The following is an 18,566-nucleotide window of genomic DNA, read 5'->3' as shown; positions in this document are numbered from 1 at the left end:
TGTCTGAGCCGGGTTACAGGGTGGATTTCTTGATGACCTGCAGGGCAGCCTGCTCCAGCAGCTTGTTCATCATGATGAACTGGGCGAAGCGCTTGTCCTTGGTCTGGCCATGGAAGAAGCGGTAGTAGATCTGCTGCACGATGCCGGCCAGGCGGAACAGGCCGTAGCAGTAGTAGAAGTCGAAGTTGTCGATCTGGATGCCGGCGCGCTGGGCGTAGTAGTCGACGAACTCCTGGCGGCTCAGCATGCCCGGGGCGTTGCTCGGCTGGCGGCGCATCAGCTGCATGGGCTGCGGGTCGGCGGCTTCGATCCAGTAGGCGAGGGTGTTGCCCAGGTCCATCAGCGGGTCGCCGATGGTGGTCAGCTCCCAGTCCAGCACGCCGATGATCTGCATCGGGTTGGCCGGGTCGAGGATCACGTTGTCGAAGCGGTAGTCGTTGTGCACGATGCCCGGCTTGTGGTGGTCGGCTGGCATCTTCTCGCGCAGCCAGGCCTTGACCGGCTCCCAGGTCGGGGCGTCGGGGGTCAGGGCTTTCTCGTAGCGGTCGCTCCAGCCTTCGATCTGGCGCTTCACATAGCCTTCCGGCTTGCCCAGGTCGGCCAGGCCGCAGGCCTGATAGTCGACGTTATGCAGGTCGACCAGCTTGTCGATGAAGCTCTTGCACAGGGCGTTGGTCTGCTCGGCGCTGAAGTTCAGCTCGGCCGGCATGTCGCTGCGCAGGATGATGCCCTTGACCCGCTGCATCACATAGAACTCTGCGCCGATCACCGACTCGTCGGTGCAGTGCACGTAGGCCTTGGGGCAGTACGGGAAGCCATCGTTGAGCTGGTTGAGGATGCGGTATTCGCGACCCATGTCGTGAGCCGACTTGGCCTTGTGGCCGAATGGCGGGCGACGCAGAACGAATTCCTGCTCGGGGTATTCCAGCAGATAGGTCAGGTTGGAGGCGCCGCCGGGAAATTGGCTGATACGCGGCGTGCCGGTGAGACCCGGGATGTGCGCCTTCAGGTACGGGTCGATCTGCGCGGCATCGAGCTCTTCGCCTTCGCGGATGCCGGTGGACTGGTCTGTCAGCGTCATGCTTATCCCTTCTGATGATGATGGGTGCCACTTATCATTGGCTAATCTAATGTTGCCCGTGGGCCCTAACAAGCAAAGCACAGCGTTATAGATGTGGCTGTTGGTTGTCGATCAAGGGGCCTGATTGCCGCATTTGCCCTGGGTGCGGGCGAAAAAAAACCGGAGCCCGAGGACTCCGGTTTTCTGCGTTTCGCGGCGTATGCCCGAGGGCTTATACCGGGAACAGCTCGGCCAGTTTCATGGCCAGCATCATGTCGCCTTCGGCGCGCAGTTTGCCGCCCATGAAGGCCTGCATGCCGTCGGTTTCGCCGGAAGCGATACCGGCCAGGGTGGCGCTGTCCATGATCAGGGTGACGTTGGCATTGGCATTGTCGCCCTGTTGCACGTCGCAGGTGCCGTCTTTGACGATCAGCGCGTAGTTCTCACCGTCTTCGATGTTGAACTGGAACACCAGGTCCAGGCCGGCGGCAGCGCTGGCGTTGAACTTGGACTTCATGGTGTTGATGGTGTCGGCAACGGAGCTCATGGTTTCATCCTTTGTTATCAAGGGTTACTGACGGCCTTATACGGGCCGCTGTGGGCCGGACTCAGCGATAGGTGATGAGTTCCGGGGCCTTCAACAGCTCCAAATGCACACGGCTGTTGAAGGAAGCCAGGGTCGCCTCACTGCCGCGGAACTGCAGGCGCGAGAGCGAAGTATTGACGATTTGCCAGTTGAGTTCGAAGGCCTTGTCGGCCGGTACGCCGGTCAGCAGGTGGAGCAGGGCGGTGATGGTGCCGCCGGAGGTGAACACGGCAATATTCTGGCCGCGCTCGGCGCGTTCGAGCACACGCTGCAGGCCGCCCTGCACGGTATCGACGAAGCCTTGCCAGCTGGCATGCTCGGGCTGGTCGTACTCGCCGCTAACCCAGCGCCGGATGATACGGGCGAACAGGTGCTGGAAGGCGGCGCGGTTTTCTTTCGGGTTGCGCATGATGGCCAGGGCGTCCGGCTCGTCCGGCAGCATGGCCGGCAGCAGGTTGCGGATCACCGCTTCGGCATCGAATTCGTTGAAGGCTGGGTCTATTTCCAGCTCCGGGGCACTCAGTCCGGCGGCCACGCAGCGTTGCATGGCGGCGGTGGCGGTGTGCTGCTGACGGCGCAGGCTGCCGCTCAGGCAACGATCGAGGCCGATACCGAGCTGGGCGAGATGGTCGCCGAGCACTTCGGCCTGGCGCACGCCGAGCGGCGACAGCACGTCGTAATCGTCTGCACCGAATGAGGCCTGGCCATGTCGTATCAGGTAGATGCTGCCCACGTCCGCAGTCGATCCCGGCGGGTTGAAGTTTCGCGAGGGTAGGGCCGGAGTCGGGCCGCTGTCAACGAAAAAACATACGCTTGTTTGAATTCACTGAAGACGGCCGATGCGCGGTTCGTCGCGATTGGCCGGCAGCTGTTCGCGCCGGTATGCTGGGGGCCGGCGGGTGCTGGCTTGGGCCCTGGGACAGGATAGACGAGGGGGAACCTGTGGAGTTTCTGTTGGATTATGCGGACTTTCTGCTCCGCACCCTGACCGTGGTGGTCGCGATCATCGTGGTACTGCTGACCATTGCCGCGCTGCGTGGCAAGGGGCGCGGGAAAGGCGGTGGCCAGTTGCAGGTGCACAAGCTCAACGATTTCTACAAGGCGCTACGCGAGCGTCTGGAACACGAGCTGCTGGACAAGGCGCAGCTCAAGGCTCAGCGCAAGGCCGAGGCGAAGCAGGCCAAGCAGCAGAAGAAGGAAGGCGGGCACAAGCCGCGGGTGTTCGTGCTCGACTTCGATGGCGACATCAAGGCCTCGGCCACCGACAACCTGCGCCACGAAGTCACCGCGCTGCTGAGCCTGGCCACTGCCGAGGACGAAGTGGTGCTGCGCCTGGAAAGCGGCGGCGGCATGGTGCATGGCTACGGCCTGGCCTCCTCGCAGCTGGCGCGCATCCGCCAGGCCGGCGTGCCGCTCACCGTGTGCGTGGACAAGGTGGCCGCCAGCGGCGGCTACATGATGGCCTGCATTGGCGACAAGGTGCTGTCCGCGCCGTTCGCCATCCTCGGTTCCATCGGCGTGGTGGCCCAGCTGCCCAACATCCATCGCCTGCTGAAAAAGCACGACATCGACGTCGAGCTGCTCACCGCCGGCGAGTTCAAGCGCACCCTCACCGTACTCGGCGAGAACACCGAGAAGGGCCGGGAGAAGTTCCAGGAAGACCTGGAAACTACCCATGAGTTGTTCAAGAACTTCGTGGCCCGCTATCGCTCACAGTTGAATATCGACGAGATCGCCACCGGTGAAGTCTGGCTGGGTATCGCCGCGCTGGAAAAGCGCCTGGTCGATGAACTCAAGACCAGCGACGAATACCTGGCCGAGCGCGCCCGCGAGGCCGAGCTGTTCCATCTGCATTTCGCCGAGAAGAAGAGCCTGCCGGAGCGTTTCGGCCTGGCCGCCAGTGTCACGCTGGACCGCCTGCTACTGAGCTGGTGGAGTCGTCTCAATCAACAACGGTTCTGGTAAGGAGCTAGGCATGAGCCAGTTCAAGGCATTGCTGGTCAGCGAGGAAAACGGCGCCTTCGTGCCCAAGGTGGTCGAGCGCGCCGTCGCCGATCTACCGGCCGGCGAGGTGCTGATTCGCGTGCAGTACTCCTCGCTCAACTACAAGGACGCCCTGTCCGCCAGCGGCAATCGCGGTGTGACCAAGGCCTTCCCGCATACTCCGGGCATCGACGCCGCCGGCGTGGTGGCCGAGTCCTCGGTAAGCGAATTCGCCGCGGGCGACGAGGTCATCGTCACCGGCTATGACCTGGGCATGAACACCGCCGGCGGTTTCGGCCAGTACATCCGCGTGCCGGCCGCCTGGGTGATCAAGCGCCCCAAGGGCCTGTCGCTGCGAGAGGCCATGCTGCTCGGCACCGCCGGCCTGACCGCCGCGCTGTGTGTGGACAAGCTGGAGCAGGCCGGGCTGACCCCGGCTGCCGGCCCAGTGCTGGTGACCGGCGCTACCGGCGGCGTCGGTTCGATCTCCGTGGCCCTGTTATCGCGCCTCGGTTACAACGTTGCGGCGTCCACCGGCAAGGCTGGGCAGGGCGAGTTCCTGCGTCAGCTCGGCGCGCAGCAGATCGTGCCGCGCGAGGAGCTGCAGGATGGCAGCGAGAAGATGATGCTCAAGGAGCGTTGGGCCGGTGCGGTGGATACGGTCGGCGGCGACATCCTGTTCAACGTGGTCAAGTCGCTGCGCTATGGCGCCAGCGCCGCCTGCTGCGGCCTGACCGCCGGCATGGGCTTCAAGGGGAGCGTGGCGCCCTTCATCCTGCGCGGGGTCAATCTGCTGGGGGTGGATTCGGTGGAACTGCCACTGGTGGTCAAGGCCTCCATGTGGGACAAGCTGTCCCTGCAGTGGAAGCTCGGCAACCTGGAGAGTCTGGCCGAGGAAGTCAGCCTGGAGCAGTTGCCCAAGGCCATCGAGCAGATCCTCGCCGGCCAGATGGTCGGCCGGGTGCTGGTCAATCTCGGCTGAGACGTCGAGTAGAAGGAAAGGCCCGGCATATGCCGGGCCTTTTCGTTTACGCCTGGCTGACGTACATGGTGATCTCTGCGCGGAACACCGGCTCGCCTTCCACGTAGGCCACCACCGGCACCTTGATGTCGCCGGTCTGGCTCCAGTCGATGGCGCTGCCGTCGGCCACGGTGCGTACGTCGCCCTTGGCCTTGGCCAGGTATTCCACGGTCATGCCGCGGGGAATCCAGCGGCAGCCGGCGGGAATGGAGGCATCGGTCATGGTGCCGGCGGCCAGTTCGGCGGCGTTGCACAGGGCGATGGCGTGCACGGTGCCGATGTGATTGAGCACTTCGCGGCGCTTGGGGAAGGTCACTTCGGCGTAGCCCGGGCGCAGCTCTACGAACTGCGGGGCGATGCTGGCGAAGTAGGGGGCGACCTGGCCGATCATGGCGCTGAACTGTGCCGGGCCTGCCTGCTTGTACATCTGCATCATCTGACTCATGGGTGCTCCTGAAAGGGATGGCATTGAAGAGAAGCGCGCGCCGAGGCAGTATACGAATATCAGAATTTAATTCTAGAAATTTATTCTAGTTTGATGAGGAAGCCTCATGGCTCGCCGTTCCCGCAAAGACGAAATCCTTCAGGCCGCCCTGGCCTGCTTCACCGAAACCGGCGTAGATGCCACCACCATCGAGATGATCCGCGACCGCTCCGGCGCCAGCATCGGTAGCCTCTACCATCACTTCGGCAACAAGGAACGGATCATCGGCGCGCTCTACCTGGCCGGCACTGCCGAATACGCCGCTTTGCTGGAGGAGGGCTTCGCCACGGCTGACAGCGCCGAGGCCTGCGTCCGGTTGCTGGTTACCAGCTATATCGACTGGGTGGCGGCCAACCCGGACTGGGCGCGCTTCGTCCTGCACAGCCGCGGACGGGTCGAGGCCAGCGAAATGGGGGAGCAACTGCGCGAGGCCAATCGCGTGCACTATCAGCGCATCCTCGATGCCCTGGCCGGCTATCGCCAGGAGGGTCTGTTCAAGGCCATGCCGACGGACTGCTTCGGCTCAGTGATCATCGGCCCGACCCACGACTTCGCCCGGAACTGGCTGGCAGGGCGGACGCAGACACAGCTGGCCGACTGCCGAGAGCTGCTGGCCAGCGTGGCCTGGGAGTCGGTGCGGGCATAGTCTGGGTAGGAGCGAGCTCTGCTCGCGAAGCTGTTGCTTGGCCTGGTTCGCGAGCAGAGCTCGCTCTTACATAAGGCTTGGCCTGAAACGAAAAAGCCCCGCGGTGCGGGGCTTTTTCATGGGGCCGAATCAGGCGCGGCGGCGGAACAGCGGCAGCGGCTGGTCGGTGGAGGCCTGGTAGACCTCGCCGAACTCTTCGAAGGCCTTCAGCGCATCGACCGGGTCCTTGTCCGCGCGCAGGGCGAAGGCGTCGAAGCCCACGCGCTGGTAGGAGAACAGTTGGTCGCGCAGCACGTCGCCGATGGCGCGCAGTTCGCCCTTGTAGCCGTAGCGGTTGCGCAGCAGGTAGGCGCTGGAGCAGTGGCGGCCGTCGGTGAAGGCGGGGAAGTTGAGGGCGATCACCTGGAAGTTGTCCAACTGGTCGACGATTTCCTCGATCTCTTCACCGGCTTCCAGCCATACGCCCAGGCCGCCGTCGCGGGCCTTGAGAGCATGAGCGTGCTCGCGCCACAGGGCCAGCGGCACGATCAGGTCGTCGCTGTTGCTGATGCTGTCGAGGCTGGCGTCGGCCGGCAGCAGGTGCCAGGTCTCGTCCAGGATCTGGCCGTTCTTAATGATTCGCTGCATAGACGCGCTCCTTGAACGGGTCGATTCCGACACGGCGGAAGGTATCGAGGAAGGTTTCTTCTTCGGTGCGGGTCTCCACGTAGACCTTGATCAGCTTGTCGATCACGTCGGCCATCTGCTCTTGGGCGAAGGACGGGCCGAGAATCTGCGCCAGGCTGGCTTCGCGACCTGCGCTGCCGCCGAGGGACACCTGATAGAACTCCTGACCTTTCTTGTCCACGCCGAGGATGCCGATGTGGCCGACGTGGTGGTGGCCGCAGGCGTTCATGCAGCCGGAGATGTTCAGGTCGATGTTGCCGATGTCGAACAGGTAATCCAGGTCGTCGAAGCGGCGCTGGATGGCTTCGGCCACCGGGATCGACTTGGCGTTGGCCAGGGAGCAGAAGTCGCCGCCCGGGCAGCAGATCATGTCGGTCAGCAGGCCCACGTTCGGCGTGGCGAAGCCCAGTTCGCGCAGCTCGCCCCACAGGGTGAACAGCTGCTGCTGCTCGACGTCGGCGAGGATGATGTTCTGGTTATGGCTGTTGCGTACCTCACCGAAGCTGTAGCGATCGGCCAGGTCGGCGATGGCGTCCAGCTGCTTGTCGGTAACATCACCTGGTGCCACGCCGGTAGGCTTCAGCGACAGGGTCACGGCGACGTAGCCAGGCTTCTTGTGGGCGAAGGTGTTGCGCTGGCGCCAGCGGGCGAAGCCCGGGTGCTGGGCATCGAGGGCGGCCAGTTCGGCGGTCTGGTCGGCCAGCTCGCGGTACGCCGGATCGACGAAGTGGGCGGCGACGCGGGCGACTTCGGCCTCGGTCAGGGTGGTCGGGCCATCCTTGAGGTGGACGAACTCGGCCTCGACCTTCTCGGCGAAGACTTCCGGAGTCAGTGCCTTGACCAGGATCTTGATGCGCGCCTTGTACTTGTTGTCACGACGGCCATAGCGGTTGTACACGCGCAGGATGGCGTCGAGGTAGCCGAGCAGGTGCTGCCACGGCAGGAACTCGTTGATGAAGCTGCCGACGATCGGGGTACGGCCCAGGCCGCCGCCGACGGAGACGCGGAAGCCCAGCTCACCGGCTTCGTTCTTCACCGCTTCCAGACCGATGTCGTGCACCTCGATGGCGGCGCGGTCGCTCACGGCGCCGTTGACGGCGATCTTGAACTTGCGCGGCAGGTGGGTGAACTCGGGGTGGAAGGTCGACCACTGACGGATGATCTCGCACCAGGGGCGCGGGTCGACGATCTCGTCCTTGGCCACACCGGCGAACTGGTCGGTGGTGGTGTTGCGGATGCAGTTGCCGCTGGTCTGGATGGCGTGCATCTGCACGGTCGCCAGCTCGGCCAGGATGTCCGGCACATCTTCCAGCTCCGGCCAGTTGAACTGCACGTTCTGCCGGGTACTGATATGCGCGTAGCCCTTGTCATAGTCGCGAGCGATCTTGGCCATCATGCGCACCTGGGCCGAGGACATCAGGCCGTAGGGCACGGCGACGCGCAGCATCGGCGCGAAGCGTTGGATGTACAGGCCGTTCTGCAGGCGCAGGGGGCGGAACTCCTCACCGGAGAGCTCACCGGCCAGGTAGCGGCGGGTCTGGTCGCGGAACTGCTTGACGCGGTCCTCGACGATCCGCTGATCGTACTCGTCGTATACGTACATAGGGGTCCTGTGGGTCAGGCTACTGCTTCATCAGGCAGAAATTGGCTTTTTCGCGCGCACGGTAAACGCGCTCTTTATCAGGGCCGGGCAAAGATATCAGTTCGTGAATATTCGAAAAAATGAAGTTTCCATATAAGTACATAGCTAAAGTAGATAAGCGAGCCGACTTGAGAGCGCAGCGCGGCTGGTCTTAACTCTGGGAAACCCATAACCACAACAAACGGGGGCACCATGACCGAGCACACCACTGCAGACGAAAAGGACAGCGTTGTCGACGCCTGGGCCATCTTCGCCCTGATCCTGCTGGCGGTAAGCACCGCAGTGTTCTGGGTCAGCCATCAATAGCCGGCATAAAGAAGAGGAAGGGCCAGTCGCGGGCAACCGACGCTGGCCCTTTTTTATGGCTCGGCATGATCGATGGTGGCACTTGGCCAGAGGATGCTCTGTATAATGCGCCGCGATAATGCTGAATCTGGATTCATGGTTTTGTTCGCGCGTGCCATTCTGCTTCTCTGTCTGAGCCTTTTTTGCCTCTCGGCCCAGGCCACTTCGGTGGTCTTCCTCAATCCGGGCTATTCCCACGAGCGCTTCTGGGTCAATTACAGCCTTTATATGCAGGACGCCGCTGACGACCTCGGCATGCAGCTGGAGGTGGTCTATGGCGAGCGTAATGCCGAGACCATCCTGCAGAACGCCCGTGCGCTGCTGGAGCGTCCGCACAAGCCGGATTACGTGCTGTTCGTCAACGAGCAATACCTGGGGCCGGAGATCCTGCGCCTGCTGGCCGACAGCGGCATCCGCCTGTTCGCCCTGCACAGCACCCTGACCGAGGAGCAGCAGCAGAGGGTCGGCGGCCCGCGCGACAAATACCGCAACTGGATCGGCAGCCTGGTCACCAACGACGAAGAAGCCGGTTACCTGATGGCCAAGGCGCTGCTGCAGCAGGCCAAGGACGGCAGCGAGCTGGTGGCCTTTTCCGGGGTGAAGAACACTCCCTCGGCCACCCTGCGCGAGGCGGGGCTGCATCGAGCGTTGGCGGAGTACCCACAGGTGCGCCTGCGTCAGTTGCTCTACGGTGAATGGCGCCAGCAGCGCGCCTACGAGCAGGCCAAGGCCCTGCTGCCGCGCTACCCGGACGTGGAGATGGTCTGGTCGGCCAACGACGAGATGGCCTTCGGTGCCATGCAGGCGGCGCAGGAGCAGGGCCGGCAGCTGCGCTTCACGGCGCTGAACAATTCTCCGAGTGCCTTGCAGGCGCGCGTGGACGGCAAGTTGGCGGCACTGGCCACCGGGCATTTCATCCTCGGCGGCTGCGCCCTTGTGATGTTGCACGACCATGCCGCGGGGCTGGACTTCGCCGAGCGTGGCGGCAAGGACCAGATGGCCCGTCTGCTGCGCCTGGTGGATGCGCAGCAGGCGAAGAAGCTGCAGGCACGCCTCAAGCGCTCCGACATCGGCCTGAACTTCAAGCGCTTCAGCGCCACCCGCAATCCGGCCATGCAGGCCTATTCGTTCTCCATCGACGAGTTGCTGCGCTAGACCCCGGCCAGGTGCAGCACCAACTGGACCAGGGCGAACAGCAGCAGCACGAAGATCGAGGTGAACAACACGCCAAGCAAGATGAAGTGGCTCGGCTTGCCCCGGCTGAAGTCGCGCGCGCGGTTCTTGCCGCTCTGCACGCCGAAGGCGGCGGCCAGCACGCTCTGCAGCATCTCGCGGAAGGTCAGCGGCTTGTCGTTGTCCTGCTCGTCCATGGTGGTTTCCCCTCGGTTTTGCCTTAGAGGTTAGTCCGCGCGGGTTCGACCGCCAGACTCAGCGTGCCACTGCGCAGCAGCTCGGTGGCCAGCTCAATGAAGGCAGTGGTCGCCGGCGAGGCCTGGCGCCGGTCCGGCAGGGCCAGGCCGACTCGGCGCGGTACCGCGGGTCGCAATGGCCTGATGCAGTAGCGCCCCGCGCCGCCATCCGGCACCGACAGCTCCGCCACCACCGTGACCGCGTCGCCTCTGGCGACCGTGTCCAAGGTGCTGATCAGCTGGCTGCAGCGATAGCGGATGTCGGGTTGCAGGCGGGCGCTGCGGAACAGGTTGTCGACCAGTTCGGATGAGCCGGCCTCGGTCAGCACGAAGGGCTGTCCGCATAGCTGCGCCAGTGCAACTGCCGATTGCGCGGCCAGAGGGTGTTCGGCGGGCAGCACGGCGACCAGTTGATCCTCGAACAGCGGCACGCTGTCGAAGCGCGGTTCCGGCAACACCACGAAGCCGATATCGACCCTGCGCTCCTGCAGCCATTGCACGATCTGGCGATCCGGCCCCTCGTCGATCAGTACTTCTATTCCCGGATACATCTCGCGAAAGCGCTGCAGGATCAGCGGCAGCAGGCGCATCGAGGCGCTAGGGCCGAAGGAGCCGATGCGTAGCGTGCCGAGCTTCATGCCGCGTGCGGCAGCAGCTTCCTGGCGCATGGTCTCGGCCAGGCCGAGCATGGCGCGGGCGCGCTGCAGCAGGTGCTGGCCGATATCGCTCAGCTCCACCCGGGCCTGATGGCGGTGCAGCAGCACGATATCCAGTTCCTGTTCCAGCGCCTTGATCGCGTGGGACACCGCCGACTGGCTGATGCCCAGGCGCGCCGCCGCGCTGGTGAAACCGCCGAGTTCGGCGACCACGGTGAAGATGTGCAGTTGGGTGAGGGTCATGTGCAGGCTGCCGTCATGAGTTTTCACTCATTTTACTATTAGCCTGAATTAGCTGGATGCTGGGTGAAATAAGCATCGATGGGCATCTGGCATGTGGGTCTACGTGAAGTTGGTGGCGGTGGCGATGATCTGGGGCGGCACCTTCGTCGCCGGGCGCTACCTGGCGGGTGACATGGAGCCGCTGCTGGCGGCCAGCACCCGCTTCATCATCGCCAGCCTGACGCTGGCGTTGGTGCTGCCCTTCATTGGTGGGGCTTGGGCACGGCCGTCGCCACGGCAATGGGGGCGGCTGGCGCTGCTCGGTGGCTGCGGCATCTTCCTGTACAACCTGTGCTTCTTCTTCGGTTTGCAGCACACCAGCGCCTCGCGGGCGGCGCTGATCGTCGCGCTGAATCCGGCGCTGATCGCCCTGGCGGGTTTCTGCTTTTACGGCGAGCGCCTGACACCGCTGCGACTGCTGGGCATCAGTCTGTGCTTGCTAGGGGCTGGGCTGGTGATCCTCGGTCGTGAGGGCTCGCTACTCGATGGCGCCTGGTGGGGCGACCTGCTGATCTTCGGCTGCGTGCTGAGCTGGGTGATCTATAGCGTGTTCTCCCGTGGGCTCTCCCAGGCGCTGGGGCCGCTGCACACGGTGAGCTACTCGATCTGGTTGGGCACTCTGATGCTATGCGCCACCACCTTGGCTCTGGTGCCCGGGACCTGGGCGCTGCCAACAGGCGGCCAGTGGTTGAGCCTGTTCTACCTCGGCGCCATCGGCTCGGCGCTGGCTTACATCTGGTACTACGACGGTATCCGCCAGATCGGTGCAACCCGCTCCGGCGTATTCATCGCCCTCAATCCGCTGACCGCCGTGCTGTTCGGCGCGTTGCTGCTGGACGAGCGCCTGACTCCACAAATCTGCATCGGCGGGGCGCTGGCGATTGCCGGCATCTACCTGTGCAATCGCCTACCACGTCCTCGCTAGAGATCCGCGTCCAGTGCCTGCACCCGTTTGCGCTCCAGCTCGTCGAAACGGCTGGCCTGCAACTCGGCGACGGCGCTCTGCAGCTCGTTGTCGCTGAGCCCGGCGGCGCGCAGACGATTGCGCTCGCTGGCGTAGTCGGCCAGACGCTGCTTCCAGGCGGCCTGCTGGCGATCCAGTTCGGCCAGGGCATTGGCGGCCTCGCTGCCCAGTGCCTGCTCGCGTACCTGGCGGATTTCCTCGGCGCTGGCGCCGCGCTCCAGCATGGCCTGCGTGGTTGCGTACAGCTCGCCCTGGCGGGTGCTGGCGGCTCGGGTCTCACGAACTTCCTCCGGTAGCTGCAGCTCCAGTTCGGCCACGGCCTGCTGGCGCTGTTCCTCGCTCAGACCAGTCTGCTGGCCCAGCGCCAGGCGCTGCACCATGTATTCGTTCTCGGCGTTCTCGGCGTTCTCGTTGGCGAAGAACAGCGCGTACTCCTCGGCGCTGAAGTACTGCTGGCGGGTCGCGTTGAGCGCGTCGAGGCGCAGGCGCAGGGCGCCGGCGTCCATCGAGCTATCGGCTTCGGGCAGGTTCTGCAGGGCGATGCGGTAGTCCACGTAACGGCTCAGCAGGTCGCGCGCCTGGTCCAGGGCGTGGCCCTTGAGCTGCGCGGCCAGGTCCTGATGGATGCGGGTCAGCACCTTGTCCAGGCCTTCCTCTTCGCGGCCGGCCAGGTAGAAGTCGAACAGGTGCAGCAGGTTGGGTTGCAGCTGCAGGTTGCCCTGGGCATCGGCGCGCAGGGTCACGCCGTGGCTGCTGCCCTGCAGCGAAGGTGGCAGTGGCCCGGGATCGCTCAGGGCGGCGGCAGGCGTCTGGCGCAGCTGTCGATTGAGCGCGCTGGCCTGCTGGCTGCGCTCGTCGCTCGGCAGCGTGGCGGCGAGCGGGGCGGATTCGGTTGGGGACACGGATTGTGCGGTGGGGATGGGTTGCGGGCGATACAGCAGCAAGGTGCCGCCGACTATCACCGCGCCCGTGGCCAGTGCGGCCAGGATGATTCTGCTGGACATAGAACGCTCCTCGCGACGGGCATGGCGCGGGAGTGCGCCATGCCCGAGCACGGATTACAGGCCGAGGTTCTTCAGGCGGTTGGCCTGGTTCTGATACACGGTCTTCGGGTTGGTCTCGAACAGCGACACCAGTCCGAATACCTGGTTGGTGATGTCCAGGTGGTTCATGAAGTAGTTGTCCTTCAGCACCTTGCCGAAGTGGCTTGAGCAACGACCGGTGACGCCGTCGTTGGCTTCGCTCAGGCCGAAGGCCAGGTAGGTGACGCCGAACAGCGGGTCGGAGATGTCTGCCACATGGGTCAGTGGTGCGGTACCGCTCATGGAGTAGAGACGAATGCTGTTGCCGTTGAGGGTGACGGTTTCCGGGCCCTCGCCACAGGAGGAGGTCGGCACGCCGGTGGGGAAGCGCTGGTTGTTGGCCGCGGCGCCCGGCTTGTTGAATTCGGCGAGCATGGCGCGCACGTCCGACGGGCTCTTCTTGTTGTTCGACAACAGGTTGACCAGGTTGCCCACGGCGTTGGCGAACACGTCGAAGGCTACGCCCTGCAGGCTGCCGGGTGGCGCGACGCCGGTGACCAGGTCGGCCAGCGGCGAACCCTTGTGCGGCGAGTTGAGGGTGGTCACCGAAGCCACCAGGTCGGGGCGGGTGTTCATCACGTAGCGAGTGGTCAGGCCACCCTGGCTGTGGCCGATCAGGTTGAACTTCTTCACCGTGCCGCCCGAGCTGGCGCGGATCTGCTCGAGCTGGGCGATCAGCGATTCGCCGCGCTTGGCCGAGCTGTCAAAGGCATTGATCTTCGGCACGTGGACCTTGGCGCCTTGGCTCTGCAGGGCGCTGGGGATCTGGTGCCAGTAATCGACGCCGGCGATGGTGTCGAAGGCGAAAATGCCGGGGACGAGGACGATGGGGTGCTTGGTCTGCGACTGGGTGTTGGCCAGGGCAGGGAGGGTCGCGCACAGGCCGAGAGTGGCCAGCGCTGGGATGAGCAGCTTCTTCATGGTGGGGTACCTGTGTGTTCGTTTTTTGTTTTTGTATCTCCGCACACAGCAGCGGAGCTGGCGGCCATGAAAGCACCCGGACACAGGACCGGCTTGTAAGAACTGATGAAATCAACCCGGTGGCACATAAATTATTGCGACGGCGTTGGCAGATGGACTTTCAACGTTCGTGCGTCTGTGGTTACCCTGCCGCCCACAAGAACAACAAGAACAGGGCGGAACACGTCCATGCACCCGATCGATGCCCCGTCCCTGCTGTATCTGTGGGACAAGCGCACCTTCTGCCTCAGCCCCTTCGCCGAGCCGCTGCTTTTGTCGCAGGCCGCGGCCATGCTGCTGGTTGCCCTCGATGGCGAACTGCTGATCCATTGCCGCAACGAGGTGCTGACCTGTCGCAGCGCCCTGTTGCCCGCAGGTCTGGAACTGACGGTGGACAGCGGTGATTCACGCGTCGCCATCTGCTACCTGGACGTATTCGGCGAGGACCACGCGCTGCTGGCGCCGCGTATGGCCGGGCGCCGGGGAGCGGTGCACTTCGCCCTGGATGAGGAGGACAGTTGTATCGCCGGTTTCGATGACCTGCACCGGCGCACGGCCGCACCTCCTGAGGTCTACGAGTGGCTGGAGCGCATGATCAATCCGCGCCAGGAAGCGCCCCCCGGCTTCACCAGCGACCCGCGTATCGTTCGCGCCATCGCGCTGATCAAGACCGACGTATCGTGCAACCAGTCCATCGACTTCCTCGCCGAGCAGGTAGGCCTGTCGGTACCGCGCCTGACCCAGCTGTTCCGCCAGAAGATCGGCGTGCCCATCCGCCGTTATCGCCAGTGGCACCGGCTGTTCGTCACCAGCGTCGGCGTGGCCCGCGGCCTCAACCTGACCGATGCGGCGATGGCCGCCGGCTTCACCGACTCGGCGCATTTCAGCCACACCTTCCGCACCATCATCGGCATGAGCCCATCCGCCGCGCTGGCCCAGCCGCGTGGCATTCGCCTGTTTGCTGGCTAGGCTGGCGCCGGCGAATCGGGCAAGCTGCAGCATCCATTCCGGCCAATTGCCCATGCACGCCAGCGACTTCCCCGACGACGCCGCGCAGACCGAGCGTACCCGCGAGACCATCCTGCGCTACCACCTGAGCTGGAAGCACCGCGACCTTGAGGCGGTGCTGGCGCTGTATCACCCGGATATCGAGTACAACGACTTCTTCCAGCAGCGCACCATGCACCTGGCCGACCTGCGCGAGTATGTGGAGAACAACCTGCCGCGGCGCCCCGGCGAGCTGCTGGAGCATGTCGACCGCATCCGCATCGATGGCCATACGGCGTTCATCCAGTACCGCTTCGCCCTGCAGGGTGGCGAGCGCCTGGCGTCGTTCCGTACCGGTGAGGCGATCACCGTGCGCGACGGGTTGATCTGGCGGATCAACGAATACGCCACGCTGGTGCACGAGGCGCGCTCGGGCGGCGAGGGTGGCAGTTCGCGTCCGGCCATCAGCCGACTGGGCCTGTCCGCACGCCAGCTGAGCCTGCTGGCGCAGGACCTGCAGGATTACTTCCACAAGCACCGGCCGTTTCTCGATCCGGAGCTGGACCTGCAGCAGGTGGCCGCCGCCACCGGCTACAGCCGCAATCAGATTTCCCACCTGCTCAACCAGGTGCTGGGGCAGAGCTTCTATCGCTACGTCAACCAGGCGCGCCTGCAGCACCTGCTCGACGGCCTGGCGGCGGGCAGCGATCCGCGGCGGGTGGATGAGCTGGCCTTCGCTGCCGGCTTCAACTCGCTGTCGGCCTTCTACAAGTGCTTCCGCGAGCGTATGGGCGTGACGCCCAAGACCTACCTCAAGCAAATTTCCTCGCGGGCCCGCACGCAAGACAAGCCCTGAGCCACCTGACTAGTCTCTGTCGATCAACCGACGACGGAGACCCCGATGACCTCGTGGCGCACTATCAGCCTGTGGATGGACCAGCTCGACGAGCCGCTGACGCCGCGGCCGAGCCTGCAGGCCGACCTGCGTGCCGATGTGGTGATCGTCGGCGCCGGCTACACCGGCCTGTGGACCGCCTACTACCTCAAGCGCCAGGCGCCGCAGCTGCGCGTCGTCGTGCTCGAGGCCGAGACCGCCGGTTTCGGCGCCTCCGGGCGTAACGGTGGCTGGCTGATGGGCAATATCCTCGGCGAGGATCGCCTGCTCGCCGGCCTGCCGGCCGAGGCACGGCGCGCGGCCTTCGACCTGCTGCACGGCATCCCCGATGAGGTGGCGAGCGTCACCGAGCGTGAGGGCATCGCCTGCGATCTGCGCAAGGGCGGCGTGCTCTATTGCGCGGCGCGCTATCCCGAACAGCTGAGCGGTCTGCAGGAACATCTGCAGCACCTGCGTGGCCTCGGGCTGGGCGAGGGCGACTACTGCTGGCTCGAACCGGCCGAGCTGGCCGAGCAGCTGCGCATGGCCAATCCCTATGGCGCGCTCTACAGCCCGCACTGCGCCACCATCCAGCCGGCCAAGCTGGTGCGCGGGCTGGCGCGCTGCGTCGAAGCCATGGGTGTCGAGCTCTACGAGCAGAGCCGGGTGACCGAGTGGCAGCGCGGCTTGGTGCGTACCGGCAGCGGCAGCGTCAGCGCGGACTGGGTGGTGCCGGCCGTCGAGGGCTACGCCGCCAGCCTGCCCCCGCTGGGCCACCACCAGTTGCCGGTGCAGAGCCTGCTGGTCGCCACCGAGCCGCTGCCGGCCGCCACCTGGGCCGAGATCGGCCTGGAACGTGGCCAGGCCTTCAGCGAGGCCAGTCGCCAGGTCACCTATGGCCAGCGCAGTGCCGATGATCGCCTGGTGTTCGGCGCCCGCGGCGGCTATCGCTTCGGCGGCCAGCTGCGCAGCGATTTCAACCTGACCGAGGATGAGCGCGAGCTGCGCCGCTATCTGTTCGGTGAGCTGTTCCCGCAGCTGCGCGACGTGCGCCTGACCCACGCCTGGGGCGGCAATCTGGGCATGGCCCGGCGCTTCCATCCGCACATGCTGCGTGACACGCGCAACGGCATCGCCCTGTCCGGCGGCTACGGCGGCGAGGGCGTCGGCGCCAGCAACCTGGGCGGCCGCACGTTGGCCGCGCTGATCCTCGACCAGGACAACGAACTGACCCGCCAACCCTGGGTGTACGGCGACTCCGGCCTGGAGCGCCTACCCGGCTGGGAGCCGGAGCCGCTGCGCTGGCTCGGCTACAACGCCATCATCCGCAGCTTCGTGCACGAGGACCGGGTGCTGGCCGACCCCGCCAGTGCGCCCTGGCGCCGCCGTCTGGCGCAAGGCGTGGCGGGCTTTATGGAAGGTTTCATGAAATGACTGCGGAGAATCCGATGAACATCGACCACTTCAAGAACACCGCCGAGCTGGCCCTGGACGAGGTCCATCCGGTGGCCGTGCCGCTGGGCGAGCCCCATGCGGTGACCCGTACCCACAGCGTCGAGCGTACGGATGGCGTCGAGGCCGGCGTATGGGAGTGCAGTCCCGGCCGTTGGCGTCGGCAGATCGTGCAGCAGGAGTTCTGCCACTTCATCGCCGGGCGCTGCACCTTCACCCCGGACGGCGGCGAGCCGATCGAGATCCGTGCCGGCGACGCGCTGATGATGCCGGCCAACACCACCGGCATCTGGGATATCCAGGAGACGGTGCGCAAGACCTTCGTGCTGATCTTCTGATCGGCGCAGCCCCGAGTCACTGCCTAACAAGAACAATCAACGAGGTAACCCATGCTGAAGAAGATCCTCCCGCTGATGCTGATCGCATCGGCCAGCCAGGCCGCCGATGGCGTGCGCATCTACAACTGGACCGACTACATCGCCCCGGACACCCTGAAGAGCTTCGAGAAGGCCAGCGGCCAGACCGCGCACTACGACGTCTACGACAGCAACGAGACCCTCGATGCCAAGCTGATGGCCGGGCGCTCCGGCTACGACGTGGTGTTCCCGTCCAACCACTTCATGGCCCGGCAGATCCAGGGCGGCGCGCTGAAAAAGCTCGACCGCAGCCAGCTGCCCGGCTGGAGCAACCTCAACCCGGTGCTGATGAAGGCGCTGGAGACCAACGATCCGGGCAACCAGCACGGCTTCCCCTACCTGTGGGGCACCACCGGCATCGGCTACAACGTCGACAAGGTCAAGGCCGTGCTGGGCGAGGGCGTGGCGGTGGACTCCTGGGACCTGATCTTCAAGCCCGAACACATGGCCAAGCTGGCCAAGTGTGGCGTGGCCATCCTCGACAACGGCCCGGAGATGCTGCCGATCGCCCTGCATCAGCTGGGCCTGCCGCACCACAGCCAGAACCTCGACGACTACAAGCAGGCCGAGGCACTGCTGATGCAGATGCGCGGCAACGTGCGCTACTTCCATTCCTCCAAGTACGTCGGCGACCTGGCCAACGGCGATATCTGCGTGGCCATCGGCTTCTCCGGCGACATCATGCAGGCCGCCAGCCGCGCCGCCGAGGCCGGCAACGGGGTGAAGATCGAGTACGTGATCCCCAAGGAAGGCGCGCCCATGTGGTTCGACATGGTCACCATGCCGGCCGATGCGCCGAACGAGGCCGCCGGCTACGCCTTCATGAACTACCTGTTGCAGCCGGAGGTGATGGCCGCCATCAGCAACCACGTGCACTACGCCAACGGCAACCAGAAGGCCGATGCCCTGGTCGACCCGGCGCTCAAGGCCGACAACAAGGTCTATCCGCCGGAAGACGTGATGAGCAAGCTGTACGCCCTGGAGGCCATGCCGCTGAAGATCGACCGGGTGCGCACGCGCATCTGGAGCAAGGTCAAGAGCGGCACCTGAG

The 18,566-nt window shown here is 65.0% G+C and carries 20 protein-coding genes; 10 read left to right on the top strand and 10 right to left on the bottom strand.

Annotation, left to right across the window (positions count from 1 at the left end):
* Positions 1-13 precede the first annotated feature (13 nt).
* The 3 genes from N7607_RS16395 to N7607_RS16385 all read right to left on the bottom strand — a co-directional run bounded on the left by N7607_RS16395 (position 14) and on the right by N7607_RS16385 (position 2,379).
* Positions 14-1,081 (bottom strand): phosphotransferase family protein, encoded by a 1,068-nt coding sequence (locus N7607_RS16395; protein ID WP_279865980.1) that lies wholly within the window; start codon positions 1,079-1,081, stop codon positions 14-16.
* Positions 1,082-1,292: 211 nt separating this feature from the next.
* Complete coding sequence (locus tag N7607_RS16390; protein ID WP_137972692.1) at positions 1,293-1,607, bottom strand: SCP2 sterol-binding domain-containing protein; 315 nt, start codon at positions 1,605-1,607, stop codon at positions 1,293-1,295.
* 61 nt (positions 1,608-1,668) lie between these two features.
* Entirely contained in the window at positions 1,669-2,379 is a 711-nt protein-coding gene (locus tag N7607_RS16385) for a histidine phosphatase family protein (protein ID WP_279865978.1), read from the bottom strand.
* A 209-nt stretch (positions 2,380-2,588) separates the two neighbouring features.
* On the opposite strand from N7607_RS16385, the gene sohB reads away from it, so the two are divergent.
* Together sohB and N7607_RS16375 are read left to right on the top strand one after the other, a co-directional pair.
* On the top strand, positions 2,589-3,611 hold the full coding sequence (sohB, locus tag N7607_RS16380; protein ID WP_279865977.1) for a protease SohB: 1,023 nt from the start codon (positions 2,589-2,591) through the stop codon (positions 3,609-3,611).
* Between the two features lie 10 nt (positions 3,612-3,621).
* The gene (locus N7607_RS16375) at positions 3,622-4,611 is read left to right on the top strand and encodes a YhdH/YhfP family quinone oxidoreductase (protein ID WP_279865975.1); all 990 of its coding nucleotides are present in this window, start codon (positions 3,622-3,624) and stop codon (positions 4,609-4,611) included.
* A gap of 46 nt (positions 4,612-4,657) precedes the next feature.
* Here N7607_RS16375 and N7607_RS16370 read toward each other — a convergent pair whose 3' ends face one another.
* Complete coding sequence (locus N7607_RS16370) at positions 4,658-5,095, bottom strand: hotdog fold domain-containing protein (RefSeq protein ID WP_279865973.1); 438 nt, start codon at positions 5,093-5,095, stop codon at positions 4,658-4,660.
* A 106-nt stretch (positions 5,096-5,201) separates the two neighbouring features.
* Between N7607_RS16370 and N7607_RS16365 the strand changes: the two genes are divergently transcribed.
* Positions 5,202-5,780: a TetR/AcrR family transcriptional regulator gene (locus tag N7607_RS16365; RefSeq protein WP_279865971.1), complete on the top strand. Its 579-nt coding sequence runs from the start codon at positions 5,202-5,204 to the stop codon at positions 5,778-5,780.
* A gap of 129 nt (positions 5,781-5,909) precedes the next feature.
* Here N7607_RS16365 and N7607_RS16360 read toward each other — a convergent pair whose 3' ends face one another.
* Positions 5,910-6,407 (bottom strand): DUF934 domain-containing protein, encoded by a 498-nt coding sequence (locus N7607_RS16360; RefSeq protein WP_279865969.1) that lies wholly within the window; start codon positions 6,405-6,407, stop codon positions 5,910-5,912.
* Entirely contained in the window at positions 6,391-8,049 is a 1,659-nt protein-coding gene (locus N7607_RS16355; protein ID WP_279865968.1) for a nitrite/sulfite reductase, read from the bottom strand. Before N7607_RS16355 ends, N7607_RS16360 begins: the two co-directional genes overlap by 17 nt.
* Positions 8,050-8,601: 552 nt before the next feature.
* Here N7607_RS16355 and N7607_RS16350 point away from each other — a divergent pair.
* Entirely contained in the window at positions 8,602-9,588 is a 987-nt protein-coding gene (locus tag N7607_RS16350; protein WP_279865967.1) for an ABC transporter substrate-binding protein, read from the top strand.
* On the opposite strand, the gene N7607_RS16345 is transcribed toward N7607_RS16350, so the two are convergent.
* Positions 9,585-9,803: a DUF2970 domain-containing protein gene (locus N7607_RS16345; protein ID WP_279865966.1), complete on the bottom strand. Its 219-nt coding sequence runs from the start codon at positions 9,801-9,803 to the stop codon at positions 9,585-9,587. The genes N7607_RS16350 and N7607_RS16345 overlap by 4 nt on opposite strands.
* Before the next feature lie 23 nt (positions 9,804-9,826).
* Positions 9,827-10,741: a LysR substrate-binding domain-containing protein gene (locus N7607_RS16340; RefSeq protein WP_279865965.1), complete on the bottom strand. Its 915-nt coding sequence runs from the start codon at positions 10,739-10,741 to the stop codon at positions 9,827-9,829.
* Positions 10,742-10,832: 91 nt separating this feature from the next.
* On the opposite strand from N7607_RS16340, the gene N7607_RS16335 reads away from it, so the two are divergent.
* Complete coding sequence (locus N7607_RS16335) at positions 10,833-11,705, top strand: DMT family transporter (RefSeq protein ID WP_279865964.1); 873 nt, start codon at positions 10,833-10,835, stop codon at positions 11,703-11,705.
* Here N7607_RS16335 and N7607_RS16330 read toward each other — a convergent pair.
* Both N7607_RS16330 and N7607_RS16325 read right to left on the bottom strand, forming a co-directional pair.
* Positions 11,702-12,748, bottom strand: a complete 1,047-nt coding sequence (locus N7607_RS16330; protein ID WP_279865963.1) for a lipase secretion chaperone — start codon at positions 12,746-12,748, stop codon at positions 11,702-11,704. The genes N7607_RS16335 and N7607_RS16330 overlap by 4 nt on opposite strands.
* 54 nt (positions 12,749-12,802) lie before the next feature.
* A complete protein-coding gene (locus N7607_RS16325) occupies positions 12,803-13,747 on the bottom strand; it encodes a triacylglycerol lipase (RefSeq protein WP_279865962.1) in 945 nt (314 codons plus the stop codon).
* Between the two features lie 228 nt (positions 13,748-13,975).
* Between N7607_RS16325 and N7607_RS16320 the strand changes: the two genes are divergently transcribed.
* From N7607_RS16320 to N7607_RS16300, 5 genes are read left to right on the top strand one after another with little or no spacing between them, the layout of a single operon-like run.
* Positions 13,976-14,755: an AraC family transcriptional regulator gene (locus N7607_RS16320; protein WP_279865961.1), complete on the top strand. Its 780-nt coding sequence runs from the start codon at positions 13,976-13,978 to the stop codon at positions 14,753-14,755.
* A gap of 52 nt (positions 14,756-14,807) precedes the next feature.
* Positions 14,808-15,629: a nuclear transport factor 2 family protein gene (locus N7607_RS16315; protein WP_279865960.1), complete on the top strand. Its 822-nt coding sequence runs from the start codon at positions 14,808-14,810 to the stop codon at positions 15,627-15,629.
* Positions 15,630-15,674: 45 nt separating this feature from the next.
* Positions 15,675-17,081 carry an FAD-binding oxidoreductase gene (locus tag N7607_RS16310; protein WP_279865958.1) on the top strand — a complete coding sequence of 469 codons (1,407 nt, stop codon included), beginning with the start codon at positions 15,675-15,677 and terminating at the stop codon, positions 17,079-17,081.
* 14 nt (positions 17,082-17,095) lie between these two features.
* Positions 17,096-17,437, top strand: a complete 342-nt coding sequence (locus N7607_RS16305; RefSeq protein WP_279866125.1) for a cupin domain-containing protein — start codon at positions 17,096-17,098, stop codon at positions 17,435-17,437.
* 51 nt (positions 17,438-17,488) lie between these two features.
* Positions 17,489-18,565, top strand: coding sequence for a polyamine ABC transporter substrate-binding protein (locus N7607_RS16300; protein WP_279865957.1), 1,077 nt, complete (start codon positions 17,489-17,491; stop codon positions 18,563-18,565).
* The last annotated feature ends 1 nt before the right edge of the window (position 18,566 follow it).

The organism is Pseudomonas sp. GD04019 (assembly GCF_029837695.1).
GTDB lineage: Bacteria > Pseudomonadota > Gammaproteobacteria > Pseudomonadales > Pseudomonadaceae > Aquipseudomonas.
The sequence above is the reverse complement of the archived record's forward strand: the minus strand, read 5'-3'. Positions and strand labels throughout refer to the sequence as shown.